This is a genomic window from Collinsella sp. TF07-1, from assembly GCF_003437235.1.
Taxonomy (GTDB): domain Bacteria; phylum Actinomycetota; class Coriobacteriia; order Coriobacteriales; family Coriobacteriaceae; genus Collinsella.
Genome location: NZ_QSRV01000001.1, coordinates 22480 through 44227, shown reverse-complemented (window position 1 = coordinate 44227; position 21748 = coordinate 22480). Strand labels below are relative to the sequence as shown.

The following is a 21748-nucleotide window of genomic DNA, read 5'->3' as shown; positions in this document are numbered from 1 at the left end:
TTTTGTTACAGAACGGTTTCGCAAAAAGGATTCTGCTCCCAGATTTAGATGTAGTAAAGCGAATGTATCTTCAGTATGATTAAGTAATACTAATGTAGGCGGAAAAAGCGCTGGCAAAACGTTTTACGGCTACGTCGATGTGGAGGTACGATGGCATCGCGGTATCAGATTGTTTGTATGGTGGTCGATCGCGGCAGTCTTAAGGGCGCGGCGGACGAACTGGGCTATACGCAAAGCGCGGTGAGCCAGGCCGTCAAAGCGCTCGAGCGCGAGCTGGGTACCACGCTTATCGAGCGCGGCAAGCAGGGCGTTTCGCTTACGCGCGACGGCAAGCAGTACCTGCCGTATCTGCGCCAGATTGTAACTGCCGAGGCCGAGCTTGAGGGCAAGCGCCAGGAATTGCTGGGGCTTTCGTCGACCGACATTCGCATTGCGACGTTTACCAACGTGAGTCGTACTGTGTTGCCGCGTGTGATCCGCGACTTTGGGGCCCTGCATCCGGGTGTGCGCTTTACCCTCAAGCAGGGCGATTACACGCGCAATGCCCAGTGGGTGCACGATGGCATGGTCGACTTTTGCTTTACAGCGCGTGGATTTACCGAGGGGCTCGAGAAACGCGTGGTCTATCACGACGAGCTGGTGGCGCTGTTGCCAGCCGTCCATCCACTGGCGGCAAAGGAAAAGGTGACGCTTGCCGACCTGGCGTCCGAACCGTTTGTGCTGCTGGATGAGGGCGAACAGAGTCTGGTGCTCGATGCGTTTGCCGCGCACGGGCTATCGCCGCATGTGACGAGTGAGGTCACCGATGACTACACCATTATGGCGATGGTGGAGGAGGGCCTCGGTGTGAGCATGCTCTACCGCCGTACCGTCGAGGGCATGCGGGCCGATATTTGTGTGCGCCCCATCGTGCATGCCCCCTCGCGCGACGTGGTGGCCGCCTGGCGCAGCTGGGACACCATGCCTATCGCCACGAGGCGCTTTATCGACTATATGAGCTCGCATATTGTCAATTAATGACTGGCGTGGCGTTGGGTGCGGTGTTTAGCGGGCTGTCGCTTTGGCTTGGGTGGCGCGATAGGTGCGTGCCGGGTGGCAGAGTAGTACCGCCACGACCATGAAGAACGCCGTGGTGCCCAAGCTGATGGGGTAGACCATCATGATGTTCGCAAAGGTGCGGAAGTGCGGGAACACGCAGAACACCCAATAGAAGCGGATGCCGCAGACGCAGATCATGGTGATGAGGGCGGGCGTGAGTGAAATACCAAAGCCGCGCAAGTAGCCTGACATGTTTTCGTAGAACATGCTAAAGGCGTACGCCGGGAAGATCGAGCACACGCGGATATAGCCGATCGAGACGATGTTGGGATCGCTGTTGAACAGCGACAAGATCTCGCGCCCCAGACCGACAATAACGATAATCGTGGTGAGTGCAACGATACCGCCTTCGACCAGGCAGACCTTGAGCGTTTTGGTGCAGCGGTCGATCTGGCGGGCACCGTGGTTTTGTCCCACAAAGGTGGTGCAAGCCTGGCTAAAGCTGTTGAGCAGGTTGTAGCATACGTACTCCAAGCTCATAGCGGCGCTCGATGCCGCCATGACCTCGGTGCCCAGGCTGTTGATAGCAGACTGGATGATGATGTTGGCGACGGCAAAGACGGCGCTCTGGATGCCGGCGGGCAGGCCGATCTTGACGATGCGCTTGAGGGCGACGGGGTCTAAGCCTAAGTCGCGTGGGGTGACGCGGACGACGGAGTCGGTCTTGAGCAGGCGGATAAAGAGCGTAGCGGCGCTGACGGTGTAGGCGATGGCGGTGGCGATGGCGACGCCCGCGACGCCCCAGTGGAGTACGGGGACAAAGATGAGGTCCAGGCCAATGTTGAGGACGGTGGACACGGCAAGCGCCTGCAGCGGCATGCGGGTGATGCCGACGGAGCGGAAGATCGCGGCCTCAAAGTTGTAAAGCAAGATCGAGGGCATGCTGAGCAAAAAGACGCGTAGGTAGAGCGAAGCGAGCGGCATGGTTTCGGCGGGAACGTTGAGCGCGGCGAGCATGGGCTCGGCAAAGATCTCGCCCAGTGCGATGACGACAAAGCCCACAAGTGCCATAAGAATCGAGGTGTGGACGGCGCGTTTGACCATGTTCTGATCGTTGCGGCCGATAGCGTTGGCGATGACCACGTTGGAGCCAAGCGACATGCCAATAAACAGGTTGAGCATAAGACTGGTAAGCGGAACATTGGAGCCGACCGCCGCCATGGCGAGGGTTCCCTGGTCGCCCGAGAAGTTACCGATGATGACCGTGGCGATGAGGTTCGACAGTTGCTCCAAGATGCTCGTGGCGGCCACAGGGAAGGCGAACAGGGGAACATTGCGCCACAGCGATCCGGTGGTCATGTCAATGTGCTTAGATACGGTGTCAGCCATACGCTCTCAATCTCTAACATGCTCTTTTGTGCTTATTTGCGCAGACGATGATACTCCTAATCGCCTAGTCATTGGGGACGTTCTAAAACGATTACTCATTCAAGAACGTCCCCAATGACTAGGCGGGGAAGGCGTGCGACAATGGTGGGCGTTGTGTTGTTCGCGCTAAGGAGTTGCCATGTTGTTGTGTCCCGTTTGCCATGAGCCGCTGGTGGATGACGAACGCGGTGCTGCATGCGCGGGCGGACACCGGTTTGACCGTGCGCGCGAGGGCTATCTATATCTATTGCGCTCGTCCAAGAGCGGCGACTCCATGGGCGATCCCAAGTCACAGGCGCGCAGCCGTCGTGACTTTCTGAACCGTGGATACTACGCGCCGTTGCGCGATGCGATGGTCGAGCTGGTGCGCAAGCAGGTGTCTGGGCGTGCTGCGTCTACGAGCGGTCCCATGACGCTGCTCGATATTTGCTGCGGCGAGGGCTATTACACCAGCGCCATGGGCGCGGTGCCGGGCGTGGATGCTTACGGTTTCGACCTGGGCAAAGAGATGGTGCGCCTTGCCGCCAAGCGCGACGATGCGACCTATTTCGTAGCCAACATGAAGGACATCCCTGTGGCCGATGGCGCCTTCGATATGGTGACCGAGCTCTTCGCTCCCTTTAACGAGCGCGAGTTTGCCCGCGTGCTGGCGCCGGAGGGCTCGCTCTACACCGTGGTGCCGGGTGCCCGTCATCTGTTTGGGCTTAAGGAAGTGCTCTACGATACGCCGTACCTTAACGACGAGAAGCTGCCGAAGACTACCGAGCTCGAGTTGGTCGGAACGCAGCGGGTATCTGCGAATATTACGCTCCAGACCCAGGCCGACATCGAGGCGGTGTTCCAGATGACGCCGTACTACTACCGCACGCGCCCTGCCGACAAAGAGCGCTTGGCAAACCTGGATACCCTTCAAACCGACCTCGACTTCATCATCGCCGAGTACCGCCACAGCTAACAACCTGCCAAAAAGGGACAGGTTTGTTTTGGTAGGTTTTGTCTGGGCAAACGTAAAGGGCCGACCGCGGAGATGCGCGATCGGCCCTTTTTTGTTGCTTGGCTGCAGAGGTTATGAGAAGCGAGCGCTTACAGGCGGTCCTTGTTCTCGGCCTTAACGTCGTGTGCCTGCTGAACAAAGAACAGGTCGTACACCACGATGACAAAGGCGCCATAGTTTATGGCGTCGCCGCCAAACGCGGGAAGCGTGAGCACCGCCTGGGCAAGCGTGGCGACTGCAGCAACGATACCGAGCTTAAACGCGCCGTCAACCTGCGAAGGCTTGTTGGCACCCTTGATGCCCGCAACGCCTGCGGCGAGATCGATGAGGCCCTTGGCGATAATCACGGCCGCGGCGAGCATGGCGTTCGATCCGTAGGTGGACTCGAGCTTGCCGGTCGCGATGCCGGCGATTCCAATGACGAGACTGGCGATGCCCAGAACAAAATAAATCAGGGCAAGGATTTTGAGAGTCTTGCGAGTGAAGCTCATGGCTGGTCCTTTCGATACGAGTACGCCAACCTGGCGCACCCTTTGTGCTGCACATATGGTGAAGCACATTGTAGTTCAACGCGGCGATGCATGCGCCTGAAAGCGACTCTTGCCTGTGCGGCCCAACCTTTCAAAAAGGAAAGCTGGGCGTAAGCAAAATCGATGGCAGCGTATGCGCGGCGCTGCGATGATGGGGCCATGGCAAGAGCTGGACCGAAGGAGGGGCCATGATGTACGGGGCCAAGCAAGTGCGCGAGCCGCGTTCGTTAGGAAGGCGTATGGGCGATTCCGTGATCGCTGCCGTGTGCACGGGATTGATGGCGGTGCTTTGCATTGGGATGCTGTGGACCATGTCGCATGTGGGACAATAACGGACGGTTGGGTGCTGGCATAAACGGCGCTCACGTATTCGTTTTGCTTGTTAAGGAGTGTCCATGGGCGTCGTCGATCCCTTTTCTGTTGCTCGGGCCGCGGGGCTTGAGCTGACCGGGAAGTCCGAGGGCCTCACGCTCACTGACGGCACGATGGAGCTGCGTGCCGATTTTGGCCGCATGCTTCCGCGGCTCAAGCAGGGTCGTCTGCAGCAGGAGCTGCTGGTGAAGGCCGCGCGCGCGAAAGACGTTGAGCATCCGTGGGCAGTCGATGCCACGGCAGGTTTTGGCGAGGATTCGCTGCTGCTGGCGGCCGCGGGCTTTACCGTCGATCTGTATGAACAGGATTGCGTGATCGCGGCGCTCCTCAAGGATGCTTTGGATCGCGCGGCAGATGATCCGGCGCTTGCGGCCGCCGTGGCGCGCATGCACTTACATGCGGGCGAGGACAGCATTGCCGGCCTTCGCCATACGGCTGAGCTGGTCGAGCGCGTTGAGCTCGCGGCTCCCGACGTGGTGTATCTGGACCCCATGTTTCCCGAGCGTACCAAGAGTGCGGCGGTCAAAAAGAAGTTCCAACTCCTGCACCATTTGGAGCAGCCGTGCGCCGATGAGGAGACGCTGGTCGAAGCCGCGCTTGCGGTGCACCCGCGCAAGGTTGTTATCAAGCGGCCGGTGAAGGGGCCGCTGCTTGCCGGCATCAAGCCGAGCTATCAGCTTGCGGGCAAGGCTGTCCGCTACGATGTCTTGGTGCCGCCGCGCCCGTAGCCTGCGTGCGATGGCCGGCGATGTGTCGGTGCCATGCCGCTGCGTGAGCGCCGCTCCGTTGCGGAGCCTATTTCCAAGGATGCGACGTCAGATGCCACCCGCCGCAGTATTCGCATTTGTAGCAGGCCAAACCACGCCGCCCACGGTTTTCGCAGTCGGCCATAACGGCCTCGGCCTCGGCGCGTGTGTCGTAGCGGTTTTTGCGCTCGCACGATTTGTAGCGCCAAGCCTCATCGCGCTCGGCGTCCAGGGCGTCGCGGCGCTCGTCCTCGCGCGCAAACAGGTCGCTCATATCGCCGCCGGTGGCAGCGCCCAAAAACTCGCTTTTGGCCTTTGACCAGGCGGCTCGCTTTTTGCTCCCCATCTGCTTCGCGCTCCTCTCCAAACGCTGGTATCATTGCTCAATCAAAGTGATACCAATAAACGTGAGGTCGCCGCGTGATGATCAGAAAAACCCTCGAGACCGACATTCCTGCCGTCATGGCCATCTATGATGCCGCCCGCGCCTTTATGCGTGCGCATGGCAACGCCACGCAGTGGCCCGAGGGCACGCCTTCGGCCGAGCAGCTGGCTGCCGATATCGCCGCCGGTGGCAGCTATGTGTGCGAAGTCGACGGTCGCGTGGTGGCGACGTTTGCCTTTTTGTCGGGCCCGGACGAGTGCTATGACGTCATCGAGGACGGTCAGTGGCGTAGCGACACTCCGTACGCCGTACTGCACCGTGTGGCGTCCGACGGCACCGTGCACGGTATCGCGGCCGCGATGTTTACCTTTGCCAAGGAGCGTGCCGACCACCTGCGTATCGATACGCATGCGGACAACCTGCCCATGCAGGGTGCGAGCATGAAGGCGGGGTTCGAGCGCGCCGGCGTCGTGTATGTGTCGGACGGCACGCCGCGTGTTGCGTTCGACTGGCTGCGCGAGGCATAAGAGCGGGGGCACGCAACAACAATCCATGTACATGAAAATGGCCCCGGGCGGGGCCATTATTGATCGCTGCACTGTTAAGGGGAGGTGCCGGCTTTCGCAAGGCGCGAACCTACGAAAATCGCCGCGCGGCAACGCAGGGCGATGAGCTCGGTCGGGGGATAGGGCCCGCTTCGCCCGCCGGCCCGTAAATTGTATCATCCAGTGTGGAACGAGGATGCCCGTTGCCGCGTGCGATGGGCTTGTAATAAGAGGAGAGCCATGTCGAAGCAAGCGGTCGTTGGAATCTTGGCACATGTCGATGCCGGCAAGACCACGCTGGCCGAGGCTATGCTGTTCAACGCGGGCCGCATTCGCAAACGCGGCCGTGTGGACGATGGCGATTCGCACCTGGACACGAACGCGATCGAGCGCGAGCGCGGCATTACGATCTTCTCGTCGCAGGCCGTGCTCGACCACGGCGATGCCCACGTCATGCTCGTGGATGCACCCGGCCACGTCGATTTTTCGGCTGAGGCGGAGCGCACGCTGCGCGCGCTCGACTATGCGATTTTGGTTGTGGGTGCCAACGATGGCGTGCAGGGGCACACCGAAACCCTGTGGCGCCTGCTTGCACGCTATGACATCCCGACGTTCATCTTTATCAACAAAATCGATTTGGAGAATCCCGGTCGCGATGTTTTGCTGGCACAGCTGGGGCAGCGTCTTTCCGAGGGCTGCCTGGATGTCAACGAACTGCTGGCGGGCGGCGCCGTTCAGGAGGACGCTGCTGCGTTGGACGAAGCGGCGCTCGAGGAGTTTCTTGAAGCGGGTGAGCTTTCTGTCGCAACGCTGTCGCGCATGGTTGCCGAGCGCAAGCTCTTTCCCTGCTTTGCCGGCTCGGCGCTCAAGGACCAAGGCGTTGACGAGCTGCTGGATGGTATATGCGCGCTGATTCGTGAGCAGGCGTGGCTCCCGGAGTTTGCCGCGCGCGTCTATCGTGTCAGCCGCGGGGATCGTGGCGAGCGCTTGGCTTGGGTTAAAGTGACCGGCGGCACGCTGCGCGCAAAACAGATGATCAGCGGGCATTCCAGTGCCGAGGCGTGGGAACAGAAGGTCGATCAGGTACGCATCTATAACGGCGAGAAGTATGAGCTTGCCCAAGAAGTTGCTGCTGGCGGTATTTGCGCCGTGACGGGTCTTGCGCACGTTCGCCCAGGGGACGCCCTGGGCACGGAGCCCGCGGGCGATGCGCCCGTCATCGCTCCGGTCCTCACCTATACGGTGCTGCCGGGCGAACACGACGTTCATGCGGTGTTTAAAGCGCTGAGTGAGTTGGCGGACGAAGATCCCATGCTCGGCGTAAGCTGGAATACGCATCTTGAGCAGATCCATTTGCAGTTGATGGGCGCCGTGCAACTCGAGGTCGTGCAGCGCGTGCTGGCCGATCGTTTTGGCCTTTCGGTCGAGTTTGAGTCTGGCGGCATTCTCTATAAGGAGACGATCTCGCAGCCGGTCGAGGGCGTGGGCCACTTTGAGCCGCTGCGCCACTATGCCGAGGTGCATCTGCGCCTGGAGCCGTTGCCAGCAGGTTCGGGCGTGCAGTTTGGCACCGTGACCTCGACCGACGAGCTCGATCTTAACTGGCAGCGTCTGGCACTCACCAACGCCATGGAGCGCGACCACCTGGGCGTGCTGACCGGCTCGCCCATCACCGATGTGCGCATTACGCTCACGGGCGGCCGCGCGCATGCCAAACACACCGAGGGCGGCGATTTTCGCCAGGCCACGTATCGCGCGATTCGCCAGGGTTTGATGCGGGCGCGTGAGGCGGGCGCGGTGGTGCTGCTGGAGCCGTGGTACCACTTTGAGCTCGAGGTGCCGGGGGAGTGCGTGGGCCGGGCGCTCTCAGACGCCACGCGCATGAGTGCCGAGTACGAGCCGCCGACGATGGCGGGCGACCGGGCGAATCTTGTGGGTCGCGTGCCGGCATCCGAGGTGCAGGATTATGCGCTGGAGGTGGCTGCCTACACGAGCGGTCGCGGGCATCTGTACCTGGAGTTCGCCGGTTATGCGGCCTGTCATGATGCCGAGCGCGTCATCGAGGCGGCCGCCTATGAGCCCGAGGCCGATCTGCCCAACACACCCGACTCGGTCTTTTGCTCTCACGGCGCCGGCTACACGGTCAAATGGTACGACGTGCCCGCCGCGGCGCACGTAAAGATCGATCCCGCCACCTTCCGCCCCTGGCGAGCAGCAGACGCCGAGTTTTTCGGCCACATGTGACAAAGGGACAGTTCTTTTGTCACATGCTATTGGTATAACTCGGTACAAGTTGGTATAACTATTACCAGGGTTTGCCAATCCGAGGAGGCCGACATGAATCCAAATCCCTTTAAGCCAACGGCAGGCAAGCGGCCTCCGATGCTCATCGGTCGCGAGTCGGTCGTCGAAGATTTCGAGGAAGGGCTCGATAACGGCGCCGGAGCGCCGGGCAGGCTCATGCTCATTACGGGAAACCGCGGCTGCGGCAAGACGGTTCTCCTGCGGGAGCTGCAACGTCTAGCCAATGAGCGCGGATGGGCGGTTGTCTCCGATTCTGCTTCGCTTGGCTTGTGCGATCGCCTGGCCGACGCGCTTCGCTCGAATAAACCCGTTGTGACGTCAATGGAGTTTGGGCTGTCGTTTGGTCGGATGTCGGTCGAGGCGGCTCGGGCAAAGGGCGAGACGCTACGGGGGCTGGTCAACGAGCGCCTCAAGAAGCTCGGTCCAGGCAAGGGCATCCTGTTTGCGATTGACGAGGCGCAATCTGCGTCAATCGAGGAACTGGCGGCTCTTGCCGTTCTCTATCAGCAGGTGCTCGGAGATCAGGATGCTACGGGCCTGTCCGATAGCGACCAGCGCGGTCTTGCGCTGGTATTTGCCGGCTTGCCCAGTATGGTTGACGACCTGCTCGAAGAGCCGAGCGTGACGTTTTTGCGCCGTGCGCAGCAGCGTGCGCTGGGGGCGATTTCTTTGCCCAAGGTGCGCGATTCATATGTCCAGACGGTCAAGGACGCCGGTCTTTACGTTGATGCGGAGACGGCGGACCTTGCGGCGCGCAAGAGTATGGGGTATCCCTACATGGTCCAGCTGGTGGGATATTACATGTGGCGCTCTGCTGTCCGGCGTGGCTCGCAGGTCATCGAAAAGCACGATGTCGAGGATGGCCATGCGGATGCCGTCTCCGAGTTCTACGAAGCGGTCGACGCGCCCCTGTATTATGGATTGCGCAGTCCGCAACGCCTCTTTATCGAGGCCATGGCTACTGACGAGGGTAAGCCGACGCGCATGGCGGATATCATTGAGCGCTGCGATCGCACTCAGAGCTGGGCGAGTAAATATCGCGCAAGCCTGATTCGCGAGCGCGTCATCGAGGCTGCCGGATACGGCCTGGTCCGGTTTACCGTGCCCATGCTGGGCGAGTACATCCGCGACCGCATTTTATGGCATGAGTAGGGTGATAAAGGTGACGGAACAGAAGATGAGCCCGCAAGCTATCGAGGTGCGCGGTGCGCGCGTACACAACCTTAAGGACATCAATATCGATATTCCGCTGGGAAAGCTCGTGGGTATTGCCGGCGTGTCGGGGTCGGGCAAGAGCTCGCTGGCGTTGGGAGTTCTTTATGCCGAGGGCTCGCGCCGTTACCTGGAGGCGCTCAGCACCTATACCCGTCGACGGCTCACCCAGGCCGAGCACGCTCAGGTGGATGAAGTGCTGCACGTGCCGGCGGCGCTCGCGTTGCATCAGCGCCCTAGTGTGCCAGGCGTACGCTCGACCTTTGGCACCATGACCGAGCTCAACAACAGTCTGCGTTTGCTCTTTAGCCGCTGTGCCCATCACGTGTGCCCACATTGCGGGGCGCGTGTGGAGCCGAGCCTTAACGTGGCCGCAGGCCTGTCGCTCACGTGTTCGACATGCGGCCGCGAGTTCTACGCGCCGAGTGCCGAGGATTTGGCTTTCAATAGCGGCGGTGCATGCCCCACCTGTGGCGGTACCGGTGTCATGCGCGAGGTGGACGAAGCGAGCCTGGTGCCCGACGAGTCCAAGACCATCAACGAAGGCGCGGTGCTTCCCTGGGGCACGCTCATGTGGGACTTGATGAAGCAGGTAGCCGGCGAGATGGGTGTGCGTACCGATGTGCCGTTTAACCAGCTCACACCTCAAGAGCGCGACATCGTGTTCCATGGTCCGGCGGTTAAGAAGCATATTCTCTACGTTCCCAAAAACGGCGAGGGCGCCACGCCGCTCGACTTTACCTATTACAACGCCGTCTATACGGTCGAGAATGCGCTCGCCAAGGTTAAGGACGATAAGGGACTAAAGCGCGTGGCTCGCTTTTTGCGCGAGGGCCCGTGCCGTGACTGCGGCGGCACGCGTCTCTCCGAGGTTGCGCGCCAGCCCCAGGTGCGCGGTATCAATCTGGCGCAGGCCGCGGCCATGACGTTGGGTGAGGCGATTGAGTGGGTGCGCGGGGTGCCCGCATCCTTGCCGGCCGAGATGCAGCCCATGGCAGTGGATATCTGCGATTCGTTTTTGAGCACGGCTCGTCGCCTGGTCGACCTGGGGCTCGATTACCTCTCGCTCGACCGCGCCGGTGCTACGCTCTCCACGGGTGAGCGCCAGCGTGTGCAGCTCGCCCGCGTGGTGCGCAACCGATCGACGGGCGTGCTTTATGTGCTGGACGAGCCTTCGATTGGCTTGCATCCTGCCAATGTCGACGGCTTGGTGGGCGTAATGCGCGATCTGGTGGATGACGGCAACACCGTGGTTGTTGTCGACCACGATACGCGCGTACTAGCGGAAGCCGACTATCTGGTTGAGATGGGCCCCGTTGCCGGAGCAGGCGGCGGTAATGTGATTGCCACTGGCACGGTGGACGAGGTCGAACAATCGCAGGGCAGCCGCATCGCCCCGTTTTTGCGCGCAGAGTCCAAGCGCTTGCGCCCGCAGGTGTCCGACGAGGAAATGTTCGACCGGGGCCATATCCGCATGGCGACCGATGCCATCCATACCGTCAAGCCGCTCGAAGTTGATATCCCGCGCGGTCGCTTGGTCGCGGTGACGGGCGTTTCGGGTTCGGGTAAGACGACGTTGGTACTCGAGACGCTCATTCCGGCACTCAAGGCGCAGGCAGCCGGCGAGCGCCTGCCGGGGCACGTGCGTTGGGTCGATGCCGAGGGCATTGCCCGTGCAAATCTGATTGACGCTACGCCTATCGGCGCCAACGTGCGCTCGACGGTGGCAACTTATGCTGACATCCATGATGAGCTACGTCGCGCCTTCGCCCGTACGCCCGAGGCCAAGGCAGCCGGCTACAAGGCGGGCGCATTTAGCTACAACACTGGCGCCTTGCGCTGCCCTACGTGCGATGGCACGGGCTCGATATCGCTCGACGTGCAGTTCTTGCCCGACGTCGAGATCGTCTGTCCGACATGTCGCGGCTCACGTTATGCAGACGCGGCTTCGCATATTCATCGCGAGGGCAAGGACGGGAGTCTGCTTACGTTGCCGCAGCTCATGGATATGAGTGTGGACGAGGCCCTCGACGCCACGGTGGGTCTCAAGAAAGTTCAGGCGCGCTTACAGACCTTACACGACTTGGGCTTGGGCTATCTCACGCTCGGTGAGCCCACGCCGGCGCTCTCGGGCGGCGAGGCGCAGCGTCTTAAGCTTGCGAGCGAGATGGGCCGCGTGCAGGATGATGCCGTATTCGTATTCGATGAGCCCACGATCGGCCTGCATCCGCTCGATGTTCAGGTACTGCTGAGCGTGTTTGACGGACTCGTTGCCAAGGGCGCCACGGTCATCGTGATCGAACACGACCTCGACCTTATCCGTAACGCCGATTACGTGATCGACATGGGCCCGGGCGGCGGTGACGCAGGCGGACAAATCGTCTGCACCGGCACGCCGGATGACACTGCGGCCTGCTCCGCAAGCGTCACTGGCCGCTACCTCTAGCAGAATGTGACAAAGGGACAGTCCCTTTGTCACATCCGATGCCTATTTCACGCATTGAGCGGCGAGATAGTCGCGGAAGAACGGTAATTCAAAAGCGACGATTCCGCGCCCGCGTTCTCCAATGATGCCGGCGTCTATCATGCGGCGTCGGTAGCGGGAGACCTGTTGCGGCGAACGCTTAAGGCGCTCGACAAGGTCAGCGGTGGTGGACTCTTCCTCGTCATCGAGCATGGCGATGAGAAATCGCTTGTCCTCTGCAGTGAGTTCCCGGTAAGTCGCTGCGAGGATTCGGTCGTCCATCTCGTCGCGCGCGATTTTGATCCCCAGGTCAAAGTCGCGTGACGAGATTTCCTTCGAATTGCTTGTGAGATCCCAGGCACGGTAGCCTACGAGTTGCAATAGGAAAGGAAAGCCCGAAATCGAGCGAACGGCCTTATCGATTCCCTCGGCATCCGCCAAACGGTCGTTTTCCTGGATCGTTCGGATCAAGGCCTCGCGTACATCGTAGTCGGCGATACGCCCCAGATGATATTGCTGGGCGCGACGAAGGAACGAGACCGTCTTGTGGTTCAGCAACGTCGAGACGTTGTTAGGAAGTCCCGCCATGAGTAGGGCGACGCGTTTCCCATCGGTCACAAAGTGCTGATACGTGGCTGCGAGCTGGATCATCTCGTCGAGCGTCGGGTCGACCTCATCAACCGTGACGAGCATGCCGGTGCCCGTTTCGTTGAGCTGGTCGATGATATCGCTCATGCGATAACGCCAGGTTGAGGCATCGTGAACGCGATTGACCTCGATACTGCCGAGCGGCGCGATTCCGAGACCGGTGACTTCGAAGTTGTTAGACGGGTCGATGAGATGGCCTGCAGCACGTTTCGCCCCGAGCTCGATTTCCTCAAGCATTCCCGAGAGCGCGGTCGTCTTTACCGCTATCCAGCCGTGGGATTCCGCCCTTGTCGCGAGCGACGACATGAGAGCGGTTTTACCGGTTCCACGCGCGCCTGAGAAGATCGAGGTCAATTCCGGGCGTCTACGCTGGCTCAAGAAGGCACGGTCCAAATCCCGAATAATCTGTTGTCTGCCGGCGAGATGAGCAGGAACCTCACCAAAACTGGGAGTAAACGGGTTCTCGAGATATTCCACAAGGCTCTCCTTTCGCATCGCCGTTTAACTTTATTTTATTCTAGTAAATCCTGATTAAAAGCGATGGCTCGTTATTTGGTGCATCAATGTGACAAAGGGGCGGTCCCTTTGTCACATTCCCGGAAAGCCTGTTTGGCGCAGAGCTTCGTAGAGGACGATGGCGGCGCTGTTGGAGAGGTTGAGCGCGCTGATGCGGTAGTCGTCCGGGTCGACGAAGTTGCCGCAGATATCCTGTCGAAGGATGGCTTCGTGGCTGTCCTCGGTATGCCCGAGCGACTCCTCGTGGGCCTCCCAGGCGTCGGCGTTTTCGAGCGAGTCGCAATCGCGCAACATGGGGATGCGCTCGCAGCGCTCGGGCGCCGCGGCAAGCAGTGGCTCGGGAATCCCCGAGCTCTCGCTGCCAAAGACCAAAAAGTCACCGTCGCGGTAGGTACTTTGCGCATAGGTGCGGCGCGCCTTTTTGGTCAGCAGATGCAGGCGTTCGTCGGCGGGGGAGAGGCCGTTGCGCGCAAGGAAATCCTCCCAGCCGGCATAGGTCGTCACGTCCAAATTTTGCCAGTAGCCCAGGCCGGCGCGACGCACCGTCTTGTCGTCGAGTGAAAAGCCCAGTGGCTCCACCAGATGCAGGCGGGCACCGGTAACCACGCAGGTGCGGCCGATATTGCCCGTATTGGCCGGAATCTCGGGCGCATACAGCACAATGTTGAACATGAATCTCCTTGGCTCAGAACGAAAAACCACCACGAAGGGCACCTTCGTGGTGGTTTGGCGGTTACGTAGGCGGAAAAATGCCCGCTTGGATAAACCTAGGCGCGGTGCCAGTCGGTCAGGCAGGCATCGAGGGAGGCGATGAGCGCGTCTTTGTCCATGTGACGGCCGATGATGCACAGGCTCGTCATGCGGTCGCCCGTCTCGTCGTCCCAAATCTGCATGATTTCGGGGTTCTCGTCGATAATCTTCTGCTTCTCGCCCTCGGGCGCAGAATCGACAAACAGACCGTTTTCCATCAGACGCATCTGGTGGCCGGCCTGCTCAAACATGTAGCACATGTCCGGATCGCCGGTCTGCCACAGCGGACCCTTGACGCGAATGACTTCGTCGGGCCACTCCTGCTCAACAAAATCGGTGAACTTCTGCAGGTCAAACGGCTTGCGGCGCGAGTACACAAAGGTCTCGATGTCGTACTCGAGCACCTCGGGGTCGTCGTGCTCCTCGGGATGCTCCATGGCCTCGATCCAGGCGGCGGAGTTGTAGGCGCGCATAAAGTCGAAGCGGTCGGTGTCGAGCAGCTCCTCCATGGGGACCTCGCCGTTTTGAGCCTCGACAATCACGGCGTCCTTCTGCAGGCTGCGCACGATGGCTTTGAGCTCTGCGATCTGCTCGGGGGTGACGGTGTCAGTCTTATTAAGAATCAGCGTGGAGCAAAACTCGATCTGCTGGATGAGCAGGCTCTCGATGTCATCCTCGTCAATGTCCTCGGCCAGCAGGTCGCGACCGCCGTTGAACTCGTCGTACATGCGGGCGCAGTCGACCACGGCCACGATGTTGTCGAGCGCGAGCTTGGGCTCGCCGCCCACCTTGGCCTCGTCGCAGAAGCTCGAGATGGTGTAGGCGATGGGGATAGGCTCGCAAATACCCGAGGCCTCGATGATGATGTAGTCGAACTTGCCCGAATCGGCGATGCCCTGCAGCTGGTTGGCCAGGTCGTCCGAAAGCGTGCAGCAGATGCAGCCGTTGGTGAGCGGGATGAGGTCGTCGGTCTCGGAAAGGCCGCCGTCGGCGATAAGGCTAGCGTCGACGTTGATCTCGCCGATATCGTTGACGATCACGGCGGCGCGGATGCCGCCGTCGTTGGCGAGGATGTGGTTGAGCAGCGTGGTCTTGCCGGCACCGAGGTAGCCGGTAAGCATGATGATCTTCACGGGTTTGTTGGGCATGTGCCCTCCTTTGTTAGACATGGCTTACAGTTGAATCTTATGCCAAACGCCTGCTCTTATACCCACGCGCCGACAAATAACACAGGCTACTCCCAGGCTCCCCATACATCAGGGCAATAACCGACGGTGGCCTTTTTGCCGTTGCGCACGATGGGCTCGGCCAGAACCTGCTGGTTCTCGAGTAGCTTGTCGAAGCGCTGGCTGGGGGTGAGGTGCTGGATGAGTGCGAGCGTCTCCTCGTCCTTAGCCTTGGGGTTGAGCAGCTTGTCGATGCCGCCGACCGCCTGCATCACGCTCGTGAGCTCGCCCTTGCTCATCTCCTTTTCCTTAAGGTCGATAAACTGCACCTTAATGTGGCGCTCCTTAAAATAGCGCTGGGCCTTCTTGGTATCGAAGGACTTTTTGGTGCCGAAGATTTGCACGTTCATATTTATGTTCCGCCGTTCTACCGAATAAAGTTGGTTCGCTCGCGATCGGCCTCGGGGGCTTCGATGCCGGCGGCCTTTCCCGCCTCGATGCAACGCAGCAGCCAGGCCATGTTTTTACCGATGTTTCGCATGGTGGCAAGGCCCTCGGCGTCCTGGGCGGCCTCGCCCGGCATGGCACCGAAGACGTTGTTCCAGTAGGTGGATGCTACCACGGGCATCTGGTTGATGGTGAAGTACTTGTTGAGCACGTCGAAGGTGGTCGACGTGCCGCCGCGACGGGCAACGGCGACAGCGGCGCCCGGCTTGTGCGTAAAGGCCTTGCTGCCTGCATAGAATGCGCGGTCGAGTGCCGAGAGGATGCGTCCGCTGGGATGTGCGTAGTAGACGGGCGAGCCAAAGACAAAGCCGTCTGCCTGCTCGGCAGCGGCAATCAGCTCGTTGACCACATCGTCGCCAAAGGTGCAACGGCAATCGAGCTTGCCGCACTGGCCGCAACCAATGCAATCGCGAATGGGCTTGGCGCCCAGCTGAAACATCTCGGCCTCGATGCCTTCGGCGTTAAGCTGCTCGGCGACCTCGGCGAGTGCGCGGGCCGTGTTGCCGTTTGCCTTGGGGCTGCCATTGACCAAAAGAACCTTCATCACAAACTCCCTCTGCTGTCGGTGACTTCTGCAGAGGATTATCGCACGAGCGGGCAGATGGCGTGGGGCACGATGCCGGCCCCGAGGGCCCACGGCAGGCACGCTTACCAGGTACGAGCGGGATACGGTCCAGAGGATGTTGGAGTGCGGGGCCTCGTGCGAGCAGATTGTAAGGGGTCTGGGCGGGTCGCCCTCGATGGCGAGCTTTGAGGCCTTGGAAGGCGGGCTGCTGCGGCGGCTATGGTTTATACTAAGGCGGTTGCTATCGAGTAATTCATACTTGGTTTGATTCGATTGTGAATGCGTAACTAGGATGGAAAGCAAAGGAAACTCTATGGAAACAGAGGATGCTGTTTGCTTGATGACTTCGATTGCCTTGATTGTCCTTTCAATCCAATACCGAAGAGGAAGATGGCTCTGCTCAATTGCTGGATATGATGTCACAAAAAGGGAGAGCGAGATTGATATACGCCCTTACGCAAAGCTGATTTCTTCTGTGACGTTATGGATGGGGCTGCTGTTTTTCTTGTGGGCGGTAGAGGGCTGGGTACGCGATTGGAATACCAGCGTTTTTGAAGTTTTGGTTCTACTTCTGTTCAGCTTGGCCTCTTTGTCGTTCGTGCGGCTCGTTAGGTTTGTGTTTATGAGGCGATAGCCAGCGGAAGTGGCTGGACGACAAAATGGACCAATGCAGCCAATTGTCAATAGAATTTGATAGGCTTGGCTTAACAGATTTACTCGAGGGCATATCCGTGGCGGGGGATAGGTTCTATCTTGTTGAGCACTTATTTGCATCAGGCAAAGTAAACCAAGAGTATCGAAACGGTGCCCCCGGGCCCCGGGAGGGACTGAGGGGACGTTCGGCTAACTGCGGGTACGACCTATTTGCCCAATGTGTTCGGTTGAGATCGGAAATTAACCATCATGCGCCCCATAACGCTAGTCCAGCTTGGTGCCCGGTACCTGCGGCGCCTCTTTAATCAGCGCATTAAGTTCGTTCAAAATGGAAACGGGCTGTCGGTCGACGGCGTCCAGATGAAGCGTCGCCACACGAAGGGGCGGCTGATATTCAAATGAGCCAAGGAGCACGGGCGATCCCAAGAACCGTTCGATTTCGTCTGCAACCGCGTCGGTCTCTTCGGGATCAAAGTCGTCGAAGAGCGCCACGAACATCGGTCCGGTCGAGCGGAACAGACGACCCTTGCCGCGCGAGCAATCCATGAGGCAGGCGGCGCTTTCTGCCAAAACGCGGTCGCCTGCATCAAAGCCAAAGCGGGCATTGACCTGTGCGATTTCGTCGATTTTAATGGCGATCAAGCCCGCGTTTCGTGCCACGCGACGCATCTCGCCAATGGCGTTGACCAGGGCGTGGATATCGCCCAGACCGGTCACGGAATCGGTCGTATCTGCCAAGCTTCGGTTGGTGACAATGCCCACATACATGTTGGGCTCGGTATCGGTGCCGTCCAGGCGGTAACCCGTGCAGTCGCAAAGCGCGTATTTTCCGGCGGTATTCATGACGCGATACTGCATGCAGTGGAAGTGCCACGTGCCGTTTACCACCATATCGAGCTCGGCACGTACGTTGTCGCGGTCCTCGGGGTGAACACGGGCAAGCCATATATCGAGCGAGTTGTAGGGATGCTGGGAGGGTAGGTCAAAATCGCGCACGGCATTAACCGACCATTGCGATTCGCCGGTGTCGAGGTTAATGATGAACGGATAGCGTGTCTCGGAGCTCATGGAGATCGCTTGAAACACTCGGTCGTTGCAGGGGGGGGGTTGTTCGGTGATCGGGCGTTGCAGCGCATCGCCTTCTTCCGGTTGTTGCACACGGTACATGAGCTTGTAGCGATACATTTTGCGGTCGGCGTCCTTTGTCATCTGGCGACGCGTATCGCCTGCAAGCGGGTCGACGCGCGAGCAGCCAAAGCTAAAGCTGGCGATCATGGGCGCCTTGCCGTCCGATGTTGCCTCGATAAGATTGGCACGCGTCCACTCTAGGCGCTGCTCGAGCTCGGCTTCGTTTGTCGTGGGGGATATAAGTACAAATTCGTCTCCACCGATACGGAACAGCAACTCATCGTGCTCCATTGTCTCGGTGAGTGCGCGGCAGATGCTCAGAATGTAGCGATTGCCCTCGGCGTGGCCAAACTTATCGTTGCAATGCTTGAGGCGATCGATGTCAATATAGGCACAGGTGAAGGGGGTGCCTTTGCGCCAGAGCTGATCGACATGGCGGTCGAGTCCGCCACGGTTGCCAAGATTGGTGAGCGAGTCGATATAGGCGCCGTGCTCAAGCAACTCACGTTCTTGTTGCAGGATGGCGAGCGTTTTCTGCAGTTGCTCACCGATGGCACGCAGCTCCGGGGGCAGCGCGGCAACATCGAGCTCGGTGGTTGAGGCCCCGTTCGCAAGTCGCTGAAGATGAGCGATGATTGATTGCTCGCCCAGGCGATACGACTCGTTCATGATGGATTGCCTCCTTGGATGGAACAATGGTTTGTATCTTACTCCCAATTCGGTTTAGATTGGAGTATTAGTTAGCTCATGGGAACAAACGCTCCCCTCGACGGTGGCGTTTTGCGTGCGAGCGTATTAGTTGTCGTTGCCACCATCGAGCAATGCCTCAAAATCCTCCGCCTGCATGGGGCGGTAGTAGAGGAATCCCTGAGCGTAGCGGGCGCCCATGTGGCGCAGCATGTTTGCCTGCTTGTCCGTCTCGACGCCTTCGATCACAACGGGCAGATGGAGTGACTGCGCCATCTCGAGCATTGATGAGATGATTTGCACGCTGCGGCCCTCATCGCCGTTATCGGGCACAAACGTGCGATCGAGCTTGATGACGTCGACGTTGACGTTCTTGAGCATCGCGAGCGTGGACTGGCCGGTGCCAAAATCGTCCATATAGGTCGAGAAGCCGCGGGTGTGCAGGTCGGCCGTTAGTTTATCCACGGCCTCGGACTCTCCCGTATAAGCTGTCTCGGTGATCTCGATGCGCATGAGCTCGGGCGGCAGGTTGTATTGGGCGGCGAGCGCTCCCATATGCTCGGCAACGTTGCAGGCGAGGATATCCACGCGCGACACATTAAGCGAGATCGGAACCACGCGAAGCCCCCGATTGATGCGCTCGCGCAGCCACAAGGCAACGCCCTGCCAAACGTATTTGTCGAGCGTCACCACAAAACCGCTTTCTTCGAGAGCGGGGATAAAGGTGGCGGGCGAAATGAGGGAGCCATCCTTGTCGATCCAGCGCGTGAGCGCTTCGGCGCCAATGATCTCGCCGGTTTCCATGTCGACCTGGGGCTGCAGGTAGTAGGTAATACGGCCGTTGGAGAGCGCGTACTGGAATTCGGTCAGCGTGCGGTGGAACGCGATTTCGCGCTCGTACTCCTCGGGGCGGAAAATGGCAATGCGCTCCTTAAAGTCGTTTTTTGCGCGCCGATTGGTAAACATGGCCTTGGCCTGCGCATCGATGGTGATTTTCTCGTTGGAGTCGATGGGGTAGACGCCCATGGACGGCCAGAATCCCACGCCGTCATCATACTTGGCCACGGCCTGGCGAACGCGGCTATAGATCTGATGGACGGTGTCGTGTTCAAAGGGGATGAGTATGCAAAAGTCGTCTTGGCCCCAGTACCCTGCGACGCCCATGTTGGCATTCTCGATGTCCTTGAGGACCGTGCCCACATCGGCGAGCATGCGGTCGCCCTCGGCCTGTCCGTGCCATTCGTTGAACAGTCGCATGTGTCCCATATCGACGGTGGCGATACACCAGGCGCCGTTGCGCCTTGTCTCGAGAAATTCGTTGGCGCGGCGCATAAACACGCTGGGTCGATAGAGACCCGTGAGCGGATCGATGCGTTCGGCGATGGCGCTTTTGCGCTCCACCTCGGGTATGGGGAGGCTGTCGTTGGGAACAAGCCCGCCGGCCGTGCGAATGCGACGGTCGAGTTCGCCTAAAACGGCGGCCGTTTGATTGGTCAGGTGCTCGTAAAAGGCCGGAACGACAAGACAGACGGGGGTAATGGTGTCGTCCGCGATTCGAACGGGAGCGAAAACGGCCTCTTTGAGATGTTGGATCAGTTGCTCGAATGCTTCGTGATCCAAATTGTTGCTAAGCACGACGAACTGGGCGTTGCGTGAACGGAAGACGCGACTCCTGCCGCGAGTAATCGACAGCATGCGGCCTGCGTATTCGGCGAGCATGTTGTCGACGGCCTCGGCCCCGTAGAGCTCGTTGAGCTTTGCCGTGCCGCGAACGCGCACTGCTATAAGCCCCGTCTCGCAACGGTCGCGACGGCAGGCATCGATAGCGTTGATCAGCGTGCGCTGCGTTCCGAGACCCGTGGCGGCGTCGACGGTCTCGGCAAGCGAGTGGTTGACGAGCTCGCCGACATAGAGCGAGGGGACATTTCCGTCGCCGTCGATACGAAACCCGCGAGCACGGCCGAGGATGTAATCGCCGGCGGCATTGCGCACGCGGTACTGCATGACGTGACGATGTTTGGAGCCGTCATAGATTTGGTCGATGTCGTTGGTATAGGCCTCAAGGTCATCGGGATGGACACGCGTTTTCCAATAATCGTGACAGTTGTCTATATGCTCCGAAGGAAGACCAAGATCGCGCAAGGCGCCTTGTGACCAAAGGGTTCGATGTTTGTCCAAGTTCTCGATAAAGAAATAGCGGCCTTCGTTGAGCATCGAAAGGGCGTCGAAAATTCGATCGCTTATTTCGAAGTCGTCGGTGTGGGCTTGTGCGATATTGCGTCGATCAAGGTGCACGGCATGACGTAGCTTGTAGTCGTACATGCGATGGTCGGCATCGTTCGTCAAGCGATTGGGGGCTTCGCCCAGGGCGGGGTCGGCGTGTGCCACTCCGTAGCTAAACGAGTGAGGCATCTCGGCATCGTTGTTTTTGAGCAGGACCGTTCGGCAGCGTTCCAGACGTTCGGCGAGGTCGTCCTCGGTTGCAATCGTAGACAGGATGGCAAACTCGTCGCCTCCCAGACGAAACGCCGCTTCGTCCACCTCCATATACAGCTTGAGATAGAGGCTTACCTGCAAAATATAGCGGTTGCCCTCGTCATGGCCAAAGACGTCGTTGCAGTGCTTGAGATTGTCGATATCGATGTACGCCATGGTAACGGGGGTGTCCTGCTCCCAGAGCTCCTCGAGGGAACGGGCAAAGCCGCCGCGGTTGCCAAGCCCGGTAAGCTGGTCGGTAAAGGCGGTCCTGACCAGATCCTCCTGACGCTTGAGAAGGTCGCGGACGGTCTTTTCGAGCGTTTCAGTGTAATTGCTGGGGGTATCCATGCTGTAGGCGGCTTTCTGGGGTCGGGGCGGATTGCGTCGGGCGAGCTCGTTGTGCACACGCGTTGTTGCTCAACGCCTCGCGTGTTTCCAAGCCCCCGCCTTGCTGCGTCGTTGGGTTTATTTGTCGGCTGACGTTCGTTGCTGATAACTACTGAGTAGTATAAACAAGTGTATGGAATTATGCAGGGGTGCCCATGTTGCGGGCGGCCATTATTCGCCATTATTCGCCAAACGGTAACGCGACGATGTTCGATGAAAATGCGACTGAGGCGATATATGTTGA

General features: G+C 59.6%; 18 protein-coding genes. 8 read left to right on the top strand and 10 right to left on the bottom strand.

Features of this window, described 5'->3' with window-relative positions:
* Window positions 1-150 precede the first annotated feature (150 nt).
* Entirely contained in the window at window positions 151-1017 is an 867-nt protein-coding gene (locus DXC67_RS00190) for a LysR family transcriptional regulator (protein ID WP_117636900.1), read from the top strand.
* Between the two features lie 27 nt (window positions 1018-1044).
* Here DXC67_RS00190 and DXC67_RS00185 read toward each other — a convergent pair whose 3' ends face one another.
* Window positions 1045-2427 carry an MATE family efflux transporter gene (locus tag DXC67_RS00185; protein WP_117636899.1) on the bottom strand — a complete coding sequence of 461 codons (1383 nt, stop codon included), beginning with the start codon at window positions 2425-2427 and terminating at the stop codon, window positions 1045-1047.
* Window positions 2428-2605: 178 nt separating this feature from the next.
* Between DXC67_RS00185 and DXC67_RS00180 the strand changes: the two genes are divergently transcribed.
* Window positions 2606-3421: a putative RNA methyltransferase gene (locus DXC67_RS00180; protein ID WP_117636898.1), complete on the top strand. Its 816-nt coding sequence runs from the start codon at window positions 2606-2608 to the stop codon at window positions 3419-3421.
* Between the two features lie 128 nt (window positions 3422-3549).
* Here DXC67_RS00180 and DXC67_RS00175 read toward each other — a convergent pair whose 3' ends face one another.
* The gene (locus DXC67_RS00175) at window positions 3550-3951 is read right to left on the bottom strand and encodes a hypothetical protein (RefSeq protein ID WP_117636897.1); all 402 of its coding nucleotides are present in this window, start codon (window positions 3949-3951) and stop codon (window positions 3550-3552) included.
* A 434-nt stretch (window positions 3952-4385) separates the two neighbouring features.
* Here DXC67_RS00175 and DXC67_RS00170 point away from each other — a divergent pair, with 434 nt between their 5' ends.
* A complete protein-coding gene (locus tag DXC67_RS00170; protein WP_117636896.1) occupies window positions 4386-5090 on the top strand; it encodes a class I SAM-dependent methyltransferase in 705 nt (234 codons plus the stop codon).
* A 67-nt stretch (window positions 5091-5157) separates the two neighbouring features.
* Here the strand turns inward: DXC67_RS00170 and DXC67_RS00165 are convergent, their stop codons facing one another.
* Window positions 5158-5454: a hypothetical protein gene (locus DXC67_RS00165; RefSeq protein ID WP_055310006.1), complete on the bottom strand. Its 297-nt coding sequence runs from the start codon at window positions 5452-5454 to the stop codon at window positions 5158-5160.
* Between the two features lie 77 nt (window positions 5455-5531).
* Between DXC67_RS00165 and DXC67_RS00160 the strand changes: the two genes are divergently transcribed.
* The 4 genes from DXC67_RS00160 to DXC67_RS00145 all read left to right on the top strand — a co-directional run bounded on the left by DXC67_RS00160 (window position 5532) and on the right by DXC67_RS00145 (window position 12000).
* Window positions 5532-6020: an N-acetyltransferase gene (locus DXC67_RS00160; protein ID WP_117636895.1), complete on the top strand. Its 489-nt coding sequence runs from the start codon at window positions 5532-5534 to the stop codon at window positions 6018-6020.
* 258 nt (window positions 6021-6278) lie between these two features.
* Complete coding sequence (locus DXC67_RS00155) at window positions 6279-8282, top strand: translation factor GTPase family protein (RefSeq protein WP_117636894.1); 2004 nt, start codon at window positions 6279-6281, stop codon at window positions 8280-8282.
* A 93-nt stretch (window positions 8283-8375) separates the two neighbouring features.
* Window positions 8376-9494, top strand: a complete 1119-nt coding sequence (locus DXC67_RS00150) for an AAA family ATPase (protein WP_117636893.1) — start codon at window positions 8376-8378, stop codon at window positions 9492-9494.
* A gap of 10 nt (window positions 9495-9504) precedes the next feature.
* Window positions 9505-12000 (top strand): excinuclease ABC subunit UvrA, encoded by a 2496-nt coding sequence (locus DXC67_RS00145; protein WP_233503105.1) that lies wholly within the window; start codon window positions 9505-9507, stop codon window positions 11998-12000.
* Between the two features lie 42 nt (window positions 12001-12042).
* Here the strand turns inward: DXC67_RS00145 and DXC67_RS00140 are convergent, their stop codons facing one another.
* The 5 genes from DXC67_RS00140 to DXC67_RS00120 form a co-directional block, all read right to left on the bottom strand.
* Entirely contained in the window at window positions 12043-13143 is a 1101-nt protein-coding gene (locus DXC67_RS00140; protein WP_117636891.1) for an ATP-binding protein, read from the bottom strand.
* Window positions 13144-13254: 111 nt separating this feature from the next.
* The gene (locus DXC67_RS00135; protein ID WP_117636890.1) at window positions 13255-13854 is read right to left on the bottom strand and encodes a tRNA (cytidine(34)-2'-O)-methyltransferase; all 600 of its coding nucleotides are present in this window, start codon (window positions 13852-13854) and stop codon (window positions 13255-13257) included.
* A gap of 95 nt (window positions 13855-13949) precedes the next feature.
* On the bottom strand, window positions 13950-15080 hold the full coding sequence (locus DXC67_RS00130; protein ID WP_117635529.1) for a GTP-binding protein: 1131 nt from the start codon (window positions 15078-15080) through the stop codon (window positions 13950-13952).
* Between the two features lie 86 nt (window positions 15081-15166).
* Window positions 15167-15508 carry an arsenate reductase family protein gene (locus DXC67_RS00125; protein ID WP_117636889.1) on the bottom strand — a complete coding sequence of 114 codons (342 nt, stop codon included), beginning with the start codon at window positions 15506-15508 and terminating at the stop codon, window positions 15167-15169.
* A gap of 17 nt (window positions 15509-15525) precedes the next feature.
* The gene (locus tag DXC67_RS00120) at window positions 15526-16149 is read right to left on the bottom strand and encodes a flavodoxin family protein (RefSeq protein ID WP_117636888.1); all 624 of its coding nucleotides are present in this window, start codon (window positions 16147-16149) and stop codon (window positions 15526-15528) included.
* 334 nt (window positions 16150-16483) lie between these two features.
* Here DXC67_RS00120 and DXC67_RS00115 point away from each other — a divergent pair, with 334 nt between their 5' ends.
* The gene (locus tag DXC67_RS00115) at window positions 16484-16804 is read left to right on the top strand and encodes a DUF3784 domain-containing protein (protein WP_117635527.1); all 321 of its coding nucleotides are present in this window, start codon (window positions 16484-16486) and stop codon (window positions 16802-16804) included.
* A 284-nt stretch (window positions 16805-17088) separates the two neighbouring features.
* On the opposite strand, the gene DXC67_RS00110 is transcribed toward DXC67_RS00115, so the two are convergent.
* Window positions 17089-18621: a diguanylate cyclase domain-containing protein gene (locus DXC67_RS00110; RefSeq protein WP_117636887.1), complete on the bottom strand. Its 1533-nt coding sequence runs from the start codon at window positions 18619-18621 to the stop codon at window positions 17089-17091.
* Window positions 18622-18747: 126 nt separating this feature from the next.
* Window positions 18748-21465: an EAL domain-containing protein gene (locus DXC67_RS00105; protein ID WP_117636886.1), complete on the bottom strand. Its 2718-nt coding sequence runs from the start codon at window positions 21463-21465 to the stop codon at window positions 18748-18750.
* Between the last annotated feature and the right edge of the window lie 283 nt (window positions 21466-21748).

Coding starts and splice junctions, on each gene's coding strand:
- DXC67_RS00190 (WP_117636900.1), top strand. CDS start 151: ATGGCATCGCGGTATCAGATTGTTTGTATGGTGGTCGATCGCGGCAGT.
- DXC67_RS00185 (WP_117636899.1), bottom strand. CDS start 2,427: ATGGCTGACACCGTATCTAAGCACATTGACATGACCACCGGATCGCTG.
- DXC67_RS00180 (WP_117636898.1), top strand. CDS start 2,606: ATGTTGTTGTGTCCCGTTTGCCATGAGCCGCTGGTGGATGACGAACGC.
- DXC67_RS00175 (WP_117636897.1), bottom strand. CDS start 3,951: ATGAGCTTCACTCGCAAGACTCTCAAAATCCTTGCCCTGATTTATTTT.
- DXC67_RS00170 (WP_117636896.1), top strand. CDS start 4,386: ATGGGCGTCGTCGATCCCTTTTCTGTTGCTCGGGCCGCGGGGCTTGAG.
- DXC67_RS00165 (WP_055310006.1), bottom strand. CDS start 5,454: ATGGGGAGCAAAAAGCGAGCCGCCTGGTCAAAGGCCAAAAGCGAGTTT.
- DXC67_RS00160 (WP_117636895.1), top strand. CDS start 5,532: ATGATCAGAAAAACCCTCGAGACCGACATTCCTGCCGTCATGGCCATC.
- DXC67_RS00155 (WP_117636894.1), top strand. CDS start 6,279: ATGTCGAAGCAAGCGGTCGTTGGAATCTTGGCACATGTCGATGCCGGC.
- DXC67_RS00150 (WP_117636893.1), top strand. CDS start 8,376: ATGAATCCAAATCCCTTTAAGCCAACGGCAGGCAAGCGGCCTCCGATG.
- DXC67_RS00135 (WP_117636890.1), bottom strand. CDS start 13,854: ATGTTCAACATTGTGCTGTATGCGCCCGAGATTCCGGCCAATACGGGC.
- DXC67_RS00130 (WP_117635529.1), bottom strand. CDS start 15,080: ATGCCCAACAAACCCGTGAAGATCATCATGCTTACCGGCTACCTCGGT.
- DXC67_RS00125 (WP_117636889.1), bottom strand. CDS start 15,508: ATGAACGTGCAAATCTTCGGCACCAAAAAGTCCTTCGATACCAAGAAG.
- DXC67_RS00120 (WP_117636888.1), bottom strand. CDS start 16,149: ATGAAGGTTCTTTTGGTCAATGGCAGCCCCAAGGCAAACGGCAACACG.
- DXC67_RS00115 (WP_117635527.1), top strand. CDS start 16,484: ATGGAAACAGAGGATGCTGTTTGCTTGATGACTTCGATTGCCTTGATT.
- DXC67_RS00110 (WP_117636887.1), bottom strand. CDS start 18,621: ATGAACGAGTCGTATCGCCTGGGCGAGCAATCAATCATCGCTCATCTT.
- DXC67_RS00105 (WP_117636886.1), bottom strand. CDS start 21,465: ATGGATACCCCCAGCAATTACACTGAAACGCTCGAAAAGACCGTCCGC.